Raw genomic sequence first — 17,350 nt, forward strand, 5'->3', positions numbered from 1 at the left:
ACTTCAACCCTATGAATGCAGCTAAGTTCAGGCTGTAAGAATTCTAATATAACAGCATTTAATTGAGCAGCATTTAATTGCAACAAAAGACCGGTGATGTTATGAAAGGAAGAGCCTGGAAATTCGGAGATGACGTTGATACTGACGCAGTAATTCCCGGAAGGTATCTAATTTACAATACCCCTGAAGAGCTTGCAAAGTACACGTTTGAAGGCGTGCGCCCCGAATTTGCAAAAAACGTTCATGAAAATGATATCGTGGTCGCGGGAAGCAATTTTGGTTGCGGCTCCTCACGTGAGCACGCGCCCCTAGCCCTTAAAGGAGCAAAGGTAGCCTGTGTAATTGCAAAGTCTTTTGCAAGGATTTTTTTTAGGAACGCAATTAATATCGGAGTTCCTGTCCTGGAATGCCCTGATACTGACAAGATCGATGACGGAGACGAGCTTGAAGTAGACCTTGCCACAGGAGTTATTGTAAACAAGACAAAAGGTGAGACCTACCAGGCAACCCCTCTCCCTGATTTCGTGCGTGAAATCGTGGATGAGGGAGGACTTATAGAATATGCCAGGAAACTGGTCTCTGAGCGTTAACAAAGAGAAAGCTGTCCTGAGACAGCCCTGTCCGCGTTTGATATCTCACAATAAAAAGGCAGCTTTGCCTGTAAATAAGAAAGGAGTATAAATATGACGCAGTATAAGATTCCGGTCCTCCCGGGCGACGGGATTGGCCCAGAAATTATCGCCGAAGGCAGAAAGGTCATAGATGCCGCTGGCGAAAGATTTGGTTTTGATGTAGAATGGATTGAATACCCGCATGGAGCAGATCATTATCTTGAGACGGGAGAATTAATTTCCGAAGATACCTTAAAAGAGTTATCTGGATACCCTGTCATTTACCTTGGCTCTATCGGAGACCCCAGGATTGCTCCTGGCATCCTTGAGAAGGGAATCTTATTAACTGCACGCTTTTACTTTGACGAGTATGTCAACCTTCGCCCGATAAAACTCCTTGACGGAGTCTGGACTCCCCTCAAAGACAAAACCTCAAAAGATATCGATTTCGTAGTTGTCAGAGAAAACACCGAGGACTTCTACATAGGGATCGGCGGCAGGGCAAAAAAAGGAGAAAGCAAAGACCTTCTTGAAGTCAAGCGAACACTCTACTCCGCAAAATTTGGACTTGATATCGAGACCGACAGCGAAGAAATAGGATACCAGATAGGCCTGATCTCCAAAGAAGGCACAAAGAGGGTTATCGAGTACGCCTTTGATCTTGCCGAACAACGGAAAAAGCATGTTTCGTCCGTTGACAAGGCAAATGTGCTTTCCGACATCTACGGCTTCTGGAGAGAGGAGTTTAATGCAGTTTCTGCAAATCATCCAGATGTGACTACGGACTTTAACTTTGTAGACGCAATCACTATGTGGTTTGTGAAAAACCCTGAATGGTTCGATGTGGTCGTAACCCCGAACATGTTTGGAGATATCATCACCGATCTCGGAGCCATGATCCAGGGAGGCCTCGGCCTTGCTCCCGGCGGGAATATCAACCCGAAAGGCACAAGCATGTTCGAGCCGATTCACGGTTCAGCCCCGAAGTACAAGGGACAGAACAAAGTCAACCCCATTGCCACAATCTGGGCAGGTGCCATGTTAATAGAACAGCTCGGAGAAAAGGAAGCCGCAGACACAATAGTTAATGCAATTCAGAAAAATATCCTGGACGGCAAAGTAAAAACCTACGATATGGGTGGCAAGAGCAGCACTTCAGATGTAGGGGACGAAATTGTAAGGATAATAAAGGGAGAATAACTAAATCCTCCCTTCATTTACATTTTCTTTTTAATTAAAATAGAATTTCTGGAATTATAAAGTTCATTTTTTGAATACTGAAGGCCGCTTTCAGTCCGTTTTATACAGATATAAGAGACATGATTCATAAGAGACATGATTCCGTGAAAGGATATTCGATATGCGGGGCCTGATGCAACAGAGGCAATGTTCGAGATCGAGGTTACCTAAAGAGGAGACAGGAACAAGGCCAAATGCCGTGTTGGTGCCACATATCCAAATTAAAAACCTTGGGATGTACCCTTCATTCCATAAGTAAAGGGCTTTATTAAGTATTATTTATATCTTTTAAATAAACGGTATCGTTGCATAATCTATTGATTAAATTCCTGTCATGGCTTACGACCAGTACTCCGATATTAAGCTCTTCGACTATATCCAAAACTATATTCCAGATTTGAGCTTGAGTAATAGAGTCTACCATTGTAGTTATTTCATCAGCGATTAAAAACCTGGTTTTAGGGCTTAAAGCTCTTGCAAGGGCAAATCTCTGGAGTTCTCCACCGGAAAGCTCATTGGGCCATCGATTAAGCCAGTTATTTTTTATTCCAAACGCCTCTAAAATATCCTGTGAAACAAAATGTCCTTCATTTAGAATATCATTCATTCTCCATTTAGGGTTTACAGCTTTTTCAGGGTGTTGAAAGACAAGCTGGACCGGATTATAGCCTTTTGGTGGAATTTCTTTTTTATCTAGAGTTACTTTCCCCTGATACTTATTTTCGTAGCCAGCCAAGATCTTACAGAGAGTTGATTTTCCGCTTCCACTATCCCCAATCAGACCTAATACTTCTCCACTACCCAAAGAAATGTTAACATCCTTTAAAATCAAGTTGTTTCTTTTATATCCGAAACTTACGTTCTCACCTTTAAGACGCATTATTGCACCTCACCATTCCTCCGTTTACCTGTTTCAAATGGGGAAGCCCCTGAGCACAGAGAGCTTTCTTTCTGGAACATCTTTCATAAAAGATACATCCATCAATGACTTCATCCTGCATTGGCTGATGGCCTTTGATTGCCTGGAATTTGTTCTGAGGAAGGGCATTCCAGAGTGCACGGGTGTATGGGTGCCTTAGATTCTCACCATTATTTTTAAAGTCTTCAACATTAGCGACTTCTAAAACCGTACCAGCGTAGAATACTGCAATTTTGTGAGAAATTTTTAATGCAGCCTCGATATCATGAGTTATAAGTATCACTGCACAGCCCTTGTCTGCCATGTCTTTAAAGTAACTCAGGGTCTCATTCAAAGTTTTTTCATCTAAGCCCGGGGTTGGTTCATCTGCAATTATGAGCTTTGAAGAGCTTATTACAGCAGTGGAAACCAGAACTCTTCGGGTCATCCCTCCTGAGAGCTCATGAGGAAACATTCTTTCGACCTCGGGCTTTAAAGCGTATCTCTGGAAAATTTCTCTCTGAAGTTTCTTCATTAAACCTTCATTTTTCTTTTCAACACATCCTATAACCTGATTCGAGATTTTCATTAAAGGATCAAGATAGGTTGTGGCTTGCGGAATCAGGGCGATTTCTTTACCCCTCATTTCTTCTTTTCGTTCCTGGGTAAGTTCTGTGCCATTGTACTCTATCCTCCCATCGAGCTTCGCGTTTGAAGGCAAAATTCCTAGAATCGAATGAGCCAGAAGACTTTTACCGGATCCGCTTGATCCTACAATAGCCAGAATTTCGCCTTTATAAGCCTGAATACTCAAATTAGAAATTACTTTCAATTCGGTTTGTCTAAGTCCAGATTCATATTGAGTGAACGAAAGTGAAAGGTCTTCTACTTTTAACAGAGCCTCAGTTTTTTTCATATTTCCAGAGGTTGTTCCAAGTCCAGTGATTAACTCTTTTTCAGTGTTTAATTCTTTTTCAGGATTAATTTCAGCTTTATTTCCCATATTTCACACTCTCCAAATGTAACTCTAATATATTTTTACCCGATCCATTTTTGATCCAGCAAATTAATAATTCAATAACGGAATCCAGCAAATCTCTAATCCAATAATGGAAGAAATTTATTCATGGGCATTTTTCGGATTCATCAGCTTTCCTAAATTTTCTCCAATCATATCAAATGCCAGGACCACAATTAACAGGGACAATCCTGGGAAAAATGCAAGCCACCAGTATCCTGCTGAGAGGTACCTCATAGATTCAGACAGAATTATACCAATTGCCGGTTCGTGGGGTGATAGCCCAAACCCAAGGAATGTGACTGAAGCTTCATGCAAAATAGCGTGTGGGAACATTAAAATCGTGCCTAACAGGATCTGGGGAACCAGATGAGGCAGAATGTGTTTTGAAGCTATCCACCATTTCGATTTGCCAAGATTTCTGGAGATATGAATATACTCCTGGGTTTTCAGCTGCTTGATTTCTGCTCTTACGACCCTTGTTAAGCTCGGCCAATGTGTTAATGCTACTGCGATGATGACCCCTGTTGCTCCCCCTCCGAGCCCTATGGAAATGAGAATTATTAAAAGCAGGTGCGGAATTGAAAGAAAGAGGTCTACCAGCCAGGACACAAAGGAATCTGCGGTCTTTCCTACACTTGAAAGTAATCCTAAAATTACGGTCAGTATAGTACTTATCGTGGAAGCGAGTCCTCCAACCAAAATACTTAGCCCCAGCCCTTCCAGAGTCCTTACAAGCATGTCTCTTCCCATCCAATCTGTCCCGAATGGATGTTCCAGAGAAGGAGCAAGGTTTTTTGAGCCAAAATTGGTCTGTAATGCTTCCCCGCCTAAAAACACGCTAGAAAGCACAATTGCAAGCAATAAAAGTGAAGTAGAGCCTATTATCAGAAGCGTTTTCTGCCTCAGGTTTAATCCTCGAAATAATCCCCTGTTAATGGTCACAACAGCCGTACTCATACTGACGCCTCCTGTTGTTTTATCCTGGGGTCAACGAATTCATAGATAATATCAGCAATCAGATTTCCGAAGAAAACGAATAAAGCACTGAAGATGACGATTCCCAAAAGCAGCGGTACATCGGATCTCAGTCCTGCTGCTACTGCGGCCTGCCCGATCCCAGGATATGAGAAGACCTGTTCAACCAGGACTGTGCCCCCGAACAACTCACTGAATCCTAAAAACTGCAGGGTAATGGCCGGAAGTGCAACATTTCGAACTCCATGCCTCAATACCAGATCCAGCCCTTTTTCACCTCTTGCTTTTGCAAATAAGACATAATCACTGGATAGAACTTCGATTAATTTTTCCCGAGTGAACATTGTAATTTTAGCAATGTCTAATAAACTCAAAGTTAGTGCAGGGAGAATTAAACGCTTAAACCAGTCAAAAAATGTCACATCGTCGGCTGTAACCCCTATAGGTACACTTAATCCTATTGGGAACCAGCCCAGATACACAGAAAACACCATGAGAAGCACCAGTGCCAGCCAGAAGGTTGGGGCAGCAGCCAGAGCGTAACAATAAGTCTTTATTGCCTTATCGACCCATGTGCCTTGCTTTGCACCCGCGATTATTCCTAAAACAAAACCTAAAATTCCTGAAAACAGCCATGAAACCCCCATAAGAACAAGGGAGGCGGTAAATCGTTCTTTAATGACGTCAATAACTGGAATTCTAAAAATCAGTGAAGTCCCAAAGTCTCCTTTAAGAATATCTCCAGCCCAGTTCAGGAATTTATCCTGCGGAGGGGTGTTAACCCCCCAGTAAGCTTCAAGTTTAGCTTTGTGCTCTGCGGTTACTGGCATTTCCCCAATATAAGCTCTAACGGGATCTATAGGTGAACACTGGATAAGCATGAAACTTGCAAAACAAACTACAATCAAAAGACTTGTCAACCTGAGGGCCTTTTTTCCGACAAAGCCTGCTATTTTTTCATTGTTTGACACGTTACTCCCTCGTACGTAATTATTTTATAATGGTCTCCCTTTTAACATGACTACCAGTCTGTGGACAATTTCCAGGAATTGTGAAGTGTTTTCGTACTTTTTTAAGCCAGAATAGAACTAAATTCGGTAAAATAGAAGTTTTTGTTACCTTTTCCAATCAGTCGCATCAAACCCAGATGTGAATAAAAGAGAGGTAAAAGTGAATAGCTGAGTCTGTATTCTGATATCCAGACTCAGATACTCGCTAACTGAAGGCTCAATTACTCACTAATTACAGGATTGATTACTCGCCAATTGCAGGATTAATTTCCCATAGTTATAGGATTAATTTCCCATAGTTGCAGGATAATTCCTTATTTTGAGGCCGAGCTGGCTGCGTCTATCCTTTTCCATTCATAGATATTTCCTAAAACATCTGCTCCTGCGTTTCTTTGTGGGGTACCCATATCCAGGGTTTCATCCACCATGTAGAGGTAATCAATTGTTACGAGCCATAACCAGGTCGTATCACCTGCAGGCCCAAAACCGGTATTTCCATCATATGCGGCTAGCTGCCAGTATTTCGTAGCCTGATCCTGATCTGTAGACCTTAAAGCTGCTTCCAAATAGCCGTCTACAACAGAATTATTGTAAAGCCCGGGATTTTTGTAGGTGTCATCGGCTACCTTGCTGTGGTACTGCAGGTAGAGATTAAAGGTATCTATACTGCTGTAAGCGTATAGGACAGCGGAACTGTATTGATTAGCATATATTTCGTCCCAGCTTGCGCCTACAAGGTCTATTTTTATACCTAATTTCCGGGCCTGTTCACTTACAGCTACCGATAGAGCCTGCCTTGTTTGATCAGAAGCAGAATAGTATAGTTTAAATTCGGCTTTAGTTCCGTCCTTCTCCCGGATTCCGTCGCCATCGGTATCTTTCCAGCCTGCGTTTTCCAATATTTCTCGGGCTTCTTCGAGATTTGAATCATTGACTTTGGCTTCAGGGTTTCCGAAGTCCCGCTGGTCTACTCCAGTATATTCTACGGCCCCTTTTCCATAAATTACTCCTTCAAGCAGGGCTTTTCTGTCGATGCCGACGTTCAAGGCTTTTCGAATTGCTATGTCGGCTGTGACATTATTGCCTATCGGATCTCCCTGAAGGCTTTTTTGACCAGTGTTATTCTGCATAGGGAAGGAAAGTCCCTGTGCCCTTGCTGCCGGAAGAGCTACTAACTTATATCCTTCTACGGTCTGGTTAGCATGGCTAATTTCAATCTCAGCTACGTCCACATCCCCGGATTTTACCGCTGCAAACGCAGTATCTTTGTCTAAAAATAGCATGGTTATTTTTTTGAAGTACGGCTTTTCGCCATAATAATCTTCGTTTAATTCTAAGATTGCCTGCTGCCCCTTATCCCATTGTACGAATTTATAAGGTCCCGATCCGATCGGATTCGATCCGTAGGTTTCTTTTTTGTATACATGTTCTGGCACAATCCCAACGTATCTGAGTCTCCATATGAAGCTGGATTGAGGTTCTTTCAATTGGAATTCAACTGCAGTATTATTTGTTGCCGTGGCTTTTTCGAGATTACTCATGTCCAGTTCGGAGTTGCTTTCAATTGCGGTATTAAACGTAAATGCTACATCTTCTGCGGTTAAATTTTCACCGTCAGTGAACCTGACATCATCTCTTATATGCACAGTCCAAGTTTTCCCATCCTCACTGACAGAATAATTTGTAGCAAGATCGTTTATTATGCTTCCATCGTCAGCTGATTTAAAAAGAGTACTTTGTATCAGTGGCTCAAAATTTACATGCCCGCACCCCCATCCCAGAAGCGGATCAAATCCTGTTTTTGGTTCACCAGTATGCGAATTTACATTCACCACTAATTCATCCGAGCCCTGAGAAACCAATTTATCCGAACCGCCGGAGACTGATTCATCAGAAACCTGGGAAATGGGATTGTCTGGCTCACCAGTTGACATAAAAACAAAAGCGACCACAAGAATTACGGCTATTGTCCCTACCAGTAGATACTGTTGGTTTTTCTTAATTTAGATACCTCCTCTATTTTACCAGAGTCATGAACATTTAAGCAAGAGTTGAACTGTAAAGCAAGGATTTTTGACTTATTCATATGATTCAGAGTTTTATATATTAGATAAGATTTTTTTAACTAATGATGGCAATAAAGTAATACTTTTAGTAGTAAAATTAAGACAAATTAATTAAAAACAATTTACTATAAATACATTCCGAAATTTATGTGTTACTAATTCGTAGTTTTAAGGAGTTTAGTAATACTAAATAAAGAATTCTACGTGTTTTTCTGCATATTAAAGTAGTTGATGCGTTGACGCGCCCCTTGCAAGCTGACGAATTTATAGAAAAAGAGAACAGTAATCTAAAAACTGACAAATACTAGTTTAAGCAAATTCGTCAAAAAAGTACCTGAGGAGTTTTGCTCCTCAGCTTTGCTGAAATCCAGCTTTGGGTTTAGTTTGCTGTGCGTTTCCATTCCAGGATATTACCGAAGGCATCAGCACCATGAGGCTGGATTTTCGGAGTCCCGATATCCAAATCCTCATCCATAACATACAGGTAATTAACAGTTGCAATCCAGAGCCAAGTAGCATCTCCTTTTGCAGAAAAGCCTGTTGTTCCGTCCCAGGCAGCCAGCTGCCAGTTTTTATTGGCAGTATCCTGATCAGTACTGGTTATGGCTGTCCTTAGATAATTATCCACGATCGAATTGTTGTACATTATTATATTGTTGTAGTTTGAAGGATTGTAGCTTTTGCTGTAGTATTTCAGGTATAAATCAGTCGGGTCAAGTGAACCGAAACCGAAAACTATCGGAGTTGAATGCGCCAGAGTATCGATTTCATTCCAGCTCTTGCCCTCGATTTTAATGTTTATGCCAAGTTTTCGGGCTTCCTCGCTCAATGAAACGGCTAATGCCTGTCTATCCTGTGCATTTGAATAATACAATAAAGTAAATTCGGCTTTCAACCCGTTCTTTTCAAGGATTCCATCACCGTCGGTGTCTTTCCAACCACTATCCGCTAAAATCTTCTTTGCTTCATCGATATTTCCATCTTCAAAAGCAGCTTCCTTATTTCCGAACGGTAATTTATCCACACCCGTAAATTCCTCTTCACCTTGTCCGTTTAATGCACCATTGATTAAAGCCTGCCTGTCTATTCCAATGCTCAGGGCTTTTCTTATCGCAGGATCGGAAGTTACATTATTTCCGATTGAGTAGCCATTTTCCGTTTTCTTGCCTGTATCGGGCTGCATTGGGAAGCTTACTCCCCGCGCATCAACGGAATCAAAGGATATCATTTTCATTCCATCTACTTTTTGATTAGCGTAAGAAGAAGGAATTTCGGCAAGGTCAACCTGTCCTGATTTCGCCGCCGCAAAAGCTGTGTCGGACTGCATGAAGAGTAAAGTCAATTTTTTAAAGTATGGTTTCTGGCCATAATAATCCGGATTTGCCTCAAAGATTGCCTGCTGGCCTTTATCCCATTGTATGAATTTGTATGGGCCCGACCCTATTGGATTATCTCCGTAACTCTCATTGTAAGCATGTTCCGGCACAATTCCGAGCACGGCAAGCTTGTGAATGAAAGTTGTCTGCGGATCATTTAATTTGAATTCAATCGTGTAATTATCGAGGGCTACCGCATTGTCCAGCATGGAGAGATCAAGTTTTCCACTGGAATTTGCCGCTTTATTAAAAGTGAATGCTACATCGCTGGCCGTTAAAGGTACCCCATCATGGAACTTAACATCATCTCTGATTTTAACAGTCCAGGTCAACCCATCCTCACTAACAGAATATCCTGTTGCTAAATCGTGGATCAGAGAGCCATTACTATCTTTTTTAAAGAGAGTGCTTTGAACTAACGGTTCGCGACTAGAGCCCCATCCAGTAATTGGGTTAAAACCGGTTTCCGGCTCCCCGCCGTGGGTTCCTACTGCAGCCACCAGCTCATCCGAGCCCTCAGAAATTAATTCATCCGAACCCCCGGAAACAGATTCATCAGAGACCTGATAATTCGGGTTGTCTGGCTCACCAGTCGACATAAAAACAAAAGCGGCCGCAACAATTATGGTTATTGCCCCTATTAAGAAATATTGCTGGTTTTTCTTAATCTAAACTCCTCCTTTCTCATAATATTAAAATTGAAATAGTACTACTACAATAGTGCTTTCAGTAATCTCAAATCCGTAAAAATAACATGTTTCGAAGAAAATATAGTGCAATAGTAATACTTTTTTTACAAAAATTAAGATGAACTAAACTAAACTCTTTTTATTATAAATACATTCCTAAATGTATGTAACACTAATATGGTGATTGTATAGAATTAAATAGTACAAAATATTATTATCATTCGTTTGTTAGTTTTGGATTGAATAGATTTTTCTGGGTAAAGAAAATAGTTTAAACTCGATGTTTTAAAAATAGCAAAAACATTATTGAATTAAACCGGCCTTTAGATTTACTTAAAACTCCTTAAAATATAAAAGTTAAATAGAAAGAAAGGCATATAATAGAATGTTTCCAAACCGCTAGAAGCCCTGTTTTTCTTGTATTTATAAAGGGTTTGATAATTTTCCAACAAGATTTTTAGTCCTAAAATTTAGTTCATTTCAGGCCTTTTCTAGCTAAATAAAGGAAATTTTTGCCCTATTCGTGAGCAAGATCCACTAAAACAAGGATTGAAACGAGAACAAAATAAGGTACTATGAAACGTCAAAAGATTCGTGAGCAAGATCCACTAAAACAAGGATTGAAACCAATCTGGAATTCAATAACAGCCTCGGTGACGGATTCGTGAGCAAGATCCACTAAAACAAGGATTGAAACCCAATTGCATCTTTAACCTCTTTGATAATTCCAGACATTCGTGAGCAAGATCCACTAAAACAAGGATTGAAACCTCCAGAGCCCTTGCTATCAACAGCTTCAAGGAATTCGTGAGCAAGATCCACTAAAACAAGGATTGAAACATTTTGTACCATAATGCTTTCGGGATTGCAGTGATGTATTCGTGAGCAAGATCCACTAAAACAAGGATTGAAACTACAGCGCGCTGTCGGGTATTCCTGGAAAGCTTCGAGGATTCGTGAGCAAGATCCACTAAAACAAGGATTGAAACTGGATTTGTCGAGGGCAAGACGTTCACCGAAGTAAGATTCGTGAGCAAGATCCACTAAAACAAGGATTGAAACATTTTGTCCGTATTGACTCTTCCGGCGCTAGCTGAGGATTCGTGAGCAAGATCCACTAAAACAAGGATTGAAACCATAGAGGATGATCTTTACAGAAGAGATTTGACTATATTCGTGAGCAAGATCCACTAAAACAAGGATTGAAACTCTCTCGAACACAATGGTCCATAACATGGGAAATCCATTCGTGAGCAAGATCCACTAAAACAAGGATTGAAACATGGTGCTACGAATCTTGTTTTCGAATGTCGCCATTCGTGAGCAAGATCCACTAAAACAAGGATTGAAACACTAGAAGTCCACAATTTTTGCAATCGAGGGATGTATTCGTGAGCAAGATCCACTAAAACAAGGATTGAAACAAAAAACCATCACAATTCCTGGTAAAAGGGGAATGCATTCGTGAGCAAGATCCACTAAAACAAGGATTGAAACTCGGTAAAATTAATGGGGCTCGGCGTCCAAAATGAACGATTCGTGAGCAAGATCCACTAAAACAAGGATTGAAACTTTTTCATTGGTTTGTTTACAGCCTCGAAGAATTATTCGTGAGCAAGATCCACTAAAACAAGGATTGAAACAGAAGGCTCAGGCACCAGGAGGCGAAACCGGAGAATTCGTGAGCAAGATCCACTAAAACAAGGATTGAAACATAGATGTTGAAACGTAAGTGTTGCAAGTTGCTAACATTCGTGAGCAAGATCCACTAAAACAAGGATTGAAACAATTTGGCACACGCTGGAAAATCTTCCGCGTGTATCATTCGTGAGCAAGATCCACTAAAACAAGGATTGAAACCAGGTTGGTTCTGATTATGTTCCTCCAGTGCCTCCTCAATTCGTGAGCAAGATCCACTAAAACAAGGATTGAAACTATTCGATGAATAGGTATTAAACCCGACAGCTCCAACCAATTCGTGAGCAAGATCCACTAAAACAAGGATTGAAACTAAAGATCCATTCGAATCTTCAAATCCTAAAATATACCTACATTCGTGAGCAAGATCCAATAAAACAAGGATTGAAACAATGCCAAGTCCACACGTTCCTTTAAAATGAGAGTTATTCGTGAGCAAGATCCAATAAAAGGAATGAGGCTCAACTAATGTATCATATATTTTGTAATCTACATGGATTCAAAAACAAACCCCACAAAAATAAGAATTGAAGCATAGCCGTTTAATTTTGAAAAATGCCATAATACCGTAGGTTTAGAAGTGGAACTATTACAGCTGTTTACATAAACTTTAATACATATAATATATTATATTAGGTGTGTCCAAACCTGAACAAATCCCAATAACTCGCCATCTAAGTTACGATAAACTTGTTCAAATGATCAAAGCTGAAAAAAATTGTCGGGTTGTCCAACGCCTCATATTTATCAAAGCCCGTTATGAAGGCAAAAGTGTTAAAGAGGCTTCAAATATTGTTGGAATTTCCAGAAGCAATGGGAACCTCTGGCAACAGAGATGGAACTCTCAGGGTTACGAAGGCTTGATCCCTAAATTTAGAGGCGGAAGCCCCTCAAAACTCTCAGATTTCCAGAAAAAACAATTAAAGGAAATGCTTAAAGAACGGGATAATTGGCTAGCTCGAGAAGTGCAAGACCTGATTCTTCAAGAATTTAGTGTCGAATATAGCCTCAAACAGGTTTGGGTCATTCTTCAAAATTTAAAAAATAACAAGTGAGATAATAATGAGCTGATACTTATGAGCTGATTCCAAAACTCAAATATACTTTTCTAAATTTCGAATTTGGAATTATCAATTAAGTTTTCGATCATGAAAAGTAGTTCTGAAACTTTCTTGTTTATAGAATAAATTATTTTTGAATAAATTGTAAGAAAACAAATAATGTTAGAATAATAAGAGAACAAATTATAATATTAACTTTATTTATGGAGGTTTGATAATTGTGTTTATTCGACAGGCCAGAATTGAAGATGCAGATGAAGCGGCAGAATTAATTTGTATGGCCTGGGGAGAATGTGCTTATGTGCTGGCGGGTTCTACCAATCAGAAGGCTGTTCAAGAGGTTATTAAAAAATTCTATAAACAGCCTGACAATATTTTGAGTTATCAAAATATACATGTCGCAGAGGGAAGTAACGGGATAGCAGGTTTAGTTTTGTCGTTTCCCTCAGACCATTTTCCACGTTTGAATAAATTATTGGTAGAGAAACTCCCTAAGTTTTATAAATCAAATACCGAGGATTACCATGGAAAAGTAATTCCCATGTTAAAAACAAAAGAGGCAGAACCTGGAGAATATTATATAGATTCACTTGCCGTTTATCCACAGTACAGAGCGTGTGGGGTTGGGAGCAGATTGTTAAAGGTAGCAACCCTCAAATCTCATAAACTTGGCATTTCCAGGACCTCATTGATCGTTAAACCTGAAAACAAAGAAGCTCTAAAGTTATACGAAAAACATGGTTATTCTGTAAGAGGGAAGTTAAAGCAAGCTGGTACAAATTTTTTGAGCATGGTTAATGCAATTAATCAGGCTGGGAATTCAGGCAGTAAAAAAGGCCTCATTCAGTAAATTCCTATTGTTTCAAGTGTAGTTGAGCACTCCGTCTTTCCATTTCTTTTTTCTAATCTTCTACCTTTTCGATCCTTTATTCCTTTTTTAACTCATGAGTAAGACCTGCTAAACAAAAATTGAGCAAAAATTTAGACTGAGATCCATTTTCAAAAACCCTCGGTAAAGGCTCAAATGAAATATTGGCATTTTTTTCGTTGTACCATCTAAAAAATACAAAATATACAATGAGTTTTATAAAATACGAGGTAGTATATGAGTTTATTTCATGGAATACATCTCATGAGTATAGCAGAGTGTAGCATTACACTTTTCAGTTTTAAAAACGGTGTTTAGAATGCCCAATGGAAAAACACATGTAAAAATAAATATTACGTTGCTACTTGGCATATTGCTAAGTTTACATACAAACGTTATGAAATCACATATTCCACCAGAATATACCGAATTTGAGACTATAGCAATATTTTCGTTTGCACTTATATTTGGGACGTACTATCTCAGTCCTGACCTGGATATTAAAAGTGATCCCTTTAAAAGATGGGGAATTCTCAAACATATCTGGTGGCCTTATCAAAAAATTTTTAAGCACCGTGGAAAATTGCACCATCCACTATCAGGTCCCATCATAATTATTTCAACTGTAGGGTTATTTATCATAGTACCAGTTGTCAAATTGTTCAACCTCGATATAACTAACATACCGACAAAATATCTCATTTCATTATTAACTGGAATTGTTATTTCTATTGAAGCCCATATACTTACAGATGTAATATACACTAAAGTAAAAAGAAAATCCACAAAAATAAAAAAGAGATTAAAAAATATTTGCACTCTCAAATTATAATTTTTATTTAGATGAAGCTTCCAAGACCCTAAATAATGAAATTAGATAATTTATCCGGATGAATAATTCATGAAAAAGACTTTCGAGAAGGTTTACCAGTTAAAGCTTTCCATGAGAGACATTACCCCTCAGATCTGGCGGCGAATCCAGGTACCGGAAAATAAAGCCAAAATCTCCAGGTATTTCACGCTGGAAAATAAGACTGCTCTGTACACCTATGATTTCGGGGATAACTGGGAGGTAAAATTCAGGCTTGAGAAAATCCTTCCTAGAAAAGAAGGAGTGAAATATCCGATCTGTACTGCAGGAAAAAGAGCAGCTGTCCCTGAGGATATTGGAGGAATATGGGGCTATGAAAATATGCTCGAAATCCTGAAGGATCCTGAACATGAAGAATATGAAGATGCCGTGGAATGGCTTGGAGAAGATTTTGATCCTGAATACTTTGACCCAAAAGATGTTTCTTTCGGAATTGGAAAAGTTGGAAACTAGTGAATATATCCCGAAATGTCATAAAAGCGTAAATTTAATCTTTTTTTAACAAAAAAAGTTTGAAAACGCCTTCAAAGCTTTTTCTTGCTGAGATAGACAGCGTAGATTTTTCCTTCATCGGTAAGTCTCCAGATTTTTACTCCGCATTTTCCGCCGGGGGGTTCTCCTCTTTTTATTGCACCTCTCCTGCTTGAAAGAAGCCCGGAGAATTCCAGAGTCTTGAGGTTTGGGGTAATGGTCTGAGGCGCCACCCCGAGGCGGTTTGCTTTTTCTTCAGCAACGGGCTTTCACTGTTTCCACTTTCCGCAGTAAAAGTTTATATTTCATAATTTTTCCTGCTATCGATTTTAATCGAGCGTGGATTTATTGGACTTTTATGCAGAATGTAAAAGCAACTATATGGTATATTTAGAGACCAAAAACGATATCATTCAATTTTCACCAACCGCCACTAAAAATTTAAACTACTTGGATCTGTTCCAAAAAACACTATCAAGAAAAACATCGATTTTCGAAAAAGTACTGCGAAATGTAGGCTGTTGAAAAGTAGCTTCCATTAAAACAAGGATTGAGACGCGAGCTTGACTTCTGAGTTTGGGATGGGATTCGAGGTAGAGAAGCGATGTCCTCTAAAGAAGTAAAACAAAAATCTAAAATAACATCCTAAGTTATTACTTAAAGGGTGTAAAATTATGACCACCAAAATCGAAACTCCGGAATGTTGTCCTCGGTTTGACCCATCCCCCTGGGATGGAAAATTGTTTGAATGGAACAATAAAAGGTTTATCAAGGACTCGGTTACCACACAGTTTTACATGCCTCTTAATTTTGGAGAGGTAATAATGCGGATGAACGAGAAAGTCGCCAGGGCAGGTGCAGAAATGCCGGACTGGCTCTGCTTGTCGGACCATACCTCAGAAAGCAACATGGATCTTTACCTGGCTGTTGATAAAGAAGTGGACGGCGCCGAAAACGTAACACTAAATGGGAAATTTTTGAGCAAAATCTATGAGGGAGACTTCGAAAAAACAGGAGAATGGTGCCAGGACTTTGAAGCCTACGCAAAAAATCAGGGCCTCGAAGTCGAGAAATGGTATATGTGGTATACTACCTGTCCGGCCTGTGCTGAAAAATACGGGAAAAACTACGTCGTGATCATTTCCAAAGTGGATTAAAAATAAAGTAATAAAACCTGCTTTTTTAGCCAGCCTTAGTCTTGACCAGAATGCGGATAAAATGAGTGATCTCTTGTAGAGAATTTCAACTACCCTCCCTTTCAGTTGCCTTTAAATCTCATAAACTATCTACTACTCCTGATCGACGTGGCACGGAGAAAACAATTTGAGAAGCCCATGCACGGGGATAAGGAAAGCCTGCGCTTTGCAACCCCTGAGCCCATTGCCCGTTACAGGGCGCAGCGTTTGAGATGTAAGGTTCTGGCTGACATCAGCTGCGGGATAGGAGGACAAACCGTCTTTTTTGCCCAGCAGTGCGAGTTCGTGTATGCAGTGGAAATCGACCCCAAAAAGATCGAATATGCAAAACAGAACTGTGCAATGTACGGGCTTGATAATGTGAAATTCATTTGCGGAGACGCCCTTGACCCGAAAGTCATAGAGCAGATCCCGGCCGTTGATGTGATATTTTCTGATCCCTTCCGCCCGGCCGAAGAAAATGAGAGAAAGGTCTCAAGCCTTGAGCCGGGGATTCCGAATGTGCTAGCTGCTTACGGTGAAAAAACCCGAAATTTTGCTTTTGAAGCCCCGCCCCAGATGCCGCCTGAAAGGATTCCTTTTGACTGCGAAAAAGAATATATCTCACTGGACGGGCAGCTCAACCGTCTGACCCTTTACTTCGGTGGGCTAAAGCAGTATGACCGCATGGCTGTGGCTCTGCCTGCAGGCGAAGGACTGGTTTCAAAGTATGGGCTCCCCCAAATAAAGGAAACTGACAAAATGAAACTCAACGCCTACGAACCTGAACCATCTGTAGTTGCAGCCGGGCTGCTGCCTGAGCTTGTGGAATCCATGATGCAGATGGCTGGGCCTTTTATGGGGAGTTTTGAATTATTCAGAGTTGACAAAAAAAGGCTTTTATTGACCTCGGATGCCCTGATAAAGCAGTCCATGATAAAAAATCATTATCTTGTGCTAAAAGTCTGCCCCTTTGAACCAAAAGAAATCAATAAATTCTTGAGAGGTCAGAATATTGGAAGCGTTGTACTCAGGGCAGGGGTAAAGCCCGAAGAATACTGGGAAGTGCGAAACGAAGTTGAAAAAGGCCTCGAAGGGAATAAAACCGTGCATCTCTTTGTAAAAGACAGGACTGCAATCCTTTGCGAAGTTATATTTGATGACTGAAAATGGGTTGGATGAGGCTGAAAATATTTGAAAGATAGAGATGTAGCTAAAAGGTAGAATAATTGAATAGACAGAGAATAGGTTGAAAAGAATAAAAATAGAAAAATAAAAAGTAAAAGATTAGAAGAAATTTCGGGAATTAAAAGCCCGATAT

Annotated in this window: 15 protein-coding genes and 1 CRISPR repeat array; of the genes, 8 read left to right on the forward strand and 7 right to left on the reverse strand. The window is 40.1% G+C overall.

Annotated features, from left to right (window positions below; translation table 11 throughout):
• Positions 1-101: 101 nt before the first annotated feature.
• Entirely contained in the window at positions 102-590 is a 489-nt protein-coding gene (locus tag BP861_RS15125) for a 3-isopropylmalate dehydratase small subunit (RefSeq protein WP_292376841.1), read from the forward strand.
• 93 nt (positions 591-683) lie between these two features.
• Positions 684-1,811 carry an isocitrate/isopropylmalate dehydrogenase family protein gene (locus BP861_RS15130; RefSeq protein WP_292376842.1) on the forward strand — a complete coding sequence of 376 codons (1,128 nt, stop codon included), beginning with the start codon at positions 684-686 and terminating at the stop codon, positions 1,809-1,811.
• Positions 1,812-2,118: 307 nt separating this feature from the next.
• Here BP861_RS15130 and BP861_RS15135 read toward each other — a convergent pair whose 3' ends face one another.
• The 6 genes from BP861_RS15135 to BP861_RS15160 form a co-directional block, all read right to left on the reverse strand.
• Positions 2,119-2,730, reverse strand: coding sequence for an ABC transporter ATP-binding protein (locus BP861_RS15135; protein WP_292376843.1), 612 nt, complete (start codon positions 2,728-2,730; stop codon positions 2,119-2,121).
• On the reverse strand, positions 2,720-3,751 hold the full coding sequence (locus BP861_RS15140) for an ABC transporter ATP-binding protein (protein WP_292376844.1): 1,032 nt from the start codon (positions 3,749-3,751) through the stop codon (positions 2,720-2,722). The genes BP861_RS15135 and BP861_RS15140 overlap by 11 nt, the downstream gene beginning before the upstream one ends.
• Positions 3,752-3,868: 117 nt before the next feature.
• A complete protein-coding gene (locus BP861_RS15145; RefSeq protein ID WP_292376845.1) occupies positions 3,869-4,726 on the reverse strand; it encodes an ABC transporter permease in 858 nt (285 codons plus the stop codon).
• A complete protein-coding gene (locus tag BP861_RS15150; RefSeq protein ID WP_292376846.1) occupies positions 4,723-5,715 on the reverse strand; it encodes an ABC transporter permease in 993 nt (330 codons plus the stop codon). The genes BP861_RS15145 and BP861_RS15150 overlap by 4 nt, the downstream gene beginning before the upstream one ends.
• A gap of 353 nt (positions 5,716-6,068) precedes the next feature.
• Positions 6,069-7,688 carry an ABC transporter substrate-binding protein gene (locus BP861_RS15155; RefSeq protein ID WP_292376847.1) on the reverse strand — a complete coding sequence of 540 codons (1,620 nt, stop codon included), beginning with the start codon at positions 7,686-7,688 and terminating at the stop codon, positions 6,069-6,071.
• Positions 7,689-8,199: 511 nt separating this feature from the next.
• Positions 8,200-9,795, reverse strand: coding sequence for an ABC transporter substrate-binding protein (locus BP861_RS15160; protein ID WP_292376848.1), 1,596 nt, complete (start codon positions 9,793-9,795; stop codon positions 8,200-8,202).
• Positions 9,796-10,404: 609 nt separating this feature from the next.
• Positions 10,405-11,974: direct repeats of the CRISPR family, unit length 37 nt; unit sequence ATTCGTGAGCAAGATCCACTAAAACAAGGATTGAAAC.
• A gap of 247 nt (positions 11,975-12,221) precedes the next feature.
• Between BP861_RS15160 and BP861_RS15165 the strand changes: the two genes are divergently transcribed.
• The 4 genes from BP861_RS15165 (at position 12,222) to BP861_RS15180 (ending at position 14,836) form a co-directional block, all read left to right on the forward strand.
• Positions 12,222-12,638, forward strand: coding sequence for a helix-turn-helix domain-containing protein (locus BP861_RS15165; protein WP_292376849.1), 417 nt, complete (start codon positions 12,222-12,224; stop codon positions 12,636-12,638).
• 226 nt (positions 12,639-12,864) lie between these two features.
• The gene (locus BP861_RS15170) at positions 12,865-13,494 is read left to right on the forward strand and encodes an N-acetyltransferase (protein WP_292376850.1); all 630 of its coding nucleotides are present in this window, start codon (positions 12,865-12,867) and stop codon (positions 13,492-13,494) included.
• 337 nt (positions 13,495-13,831) lie between these two features.
• Positions 13,832-14,344 (forward strand): metal-binding protein, encoded by a 513-nt coding sequence (locus BP861_RS15175; protein WP_292376851.1) that lies wholly within the window; start codon positions 13,832-13,834, stop codon positions 14,342-14,344.
• 69 nt (positions 14,345-14,413) lie between these two features.
• Positions 14,414-14,836, forward strand: a complete 423-nt coding sequence (locus BP861_RS15180) for a plasmid pRiA4b ORF-3 family protein (protein ID WP_292376852.1) — start codon at positions 14,414-14,416, stop codon at positions 14,834-14,836.
• 71 nt (positions 14,837-14,907) lie between these two features.
• On the opposite strand, the gene BP861_RS15185 is transcribed toward BP861_RS15180, so the two are convergent.
• On the reverse strand, positions 14,908-15,087 hold the full coding sequence (locus tag BP861_RS15185) for a hypothetical protein (protein ID WP_292376853.1): 180 nt from the start codon (positions 15,085-15,087) through the stop codon (positions 14,908-14,910).
• 441 nt (positions 15,088-15,528) lie between these two features.
• Here BP861_RS15185 and BP861_RS15190 point away from each other — a divergent pair, with 441 nt between their 5' ends.
• Positions 15,529-16,011 (forward strand): hydrolase, encoded by a 483-nt coding sequence (locus BP861_RS15190; RefSeq protein ID WP_292376854.1) that lies wholly within the window; start codon positions 15,529-15,531, stop codon positions 16,009-16,011.
• A 147-nt stretch (positions 16,012-16,158) separates the two neighbouring features.
• Entirely contained in the window at positions 16,159-17,196 is a 1,038-nt protein-coding gene (locus BP861_RS15195) for a class I SAM-dependent methyltransferase (RefSeq protein ID WP_292376855.1), read from the forward strand.
• Positions 17,197-17,350: the final 154 nt, after the last annotated feature.

Origin of the sequence: Methanosarcina sp. UBA411 (genome assembly GCF_002495725.1) — an archaeon.
GTDB lineage: Archaea > Halobacteriota > Methanosarcinia > Methanosarcinales > Methanosarcinaceae > Methanosarcina.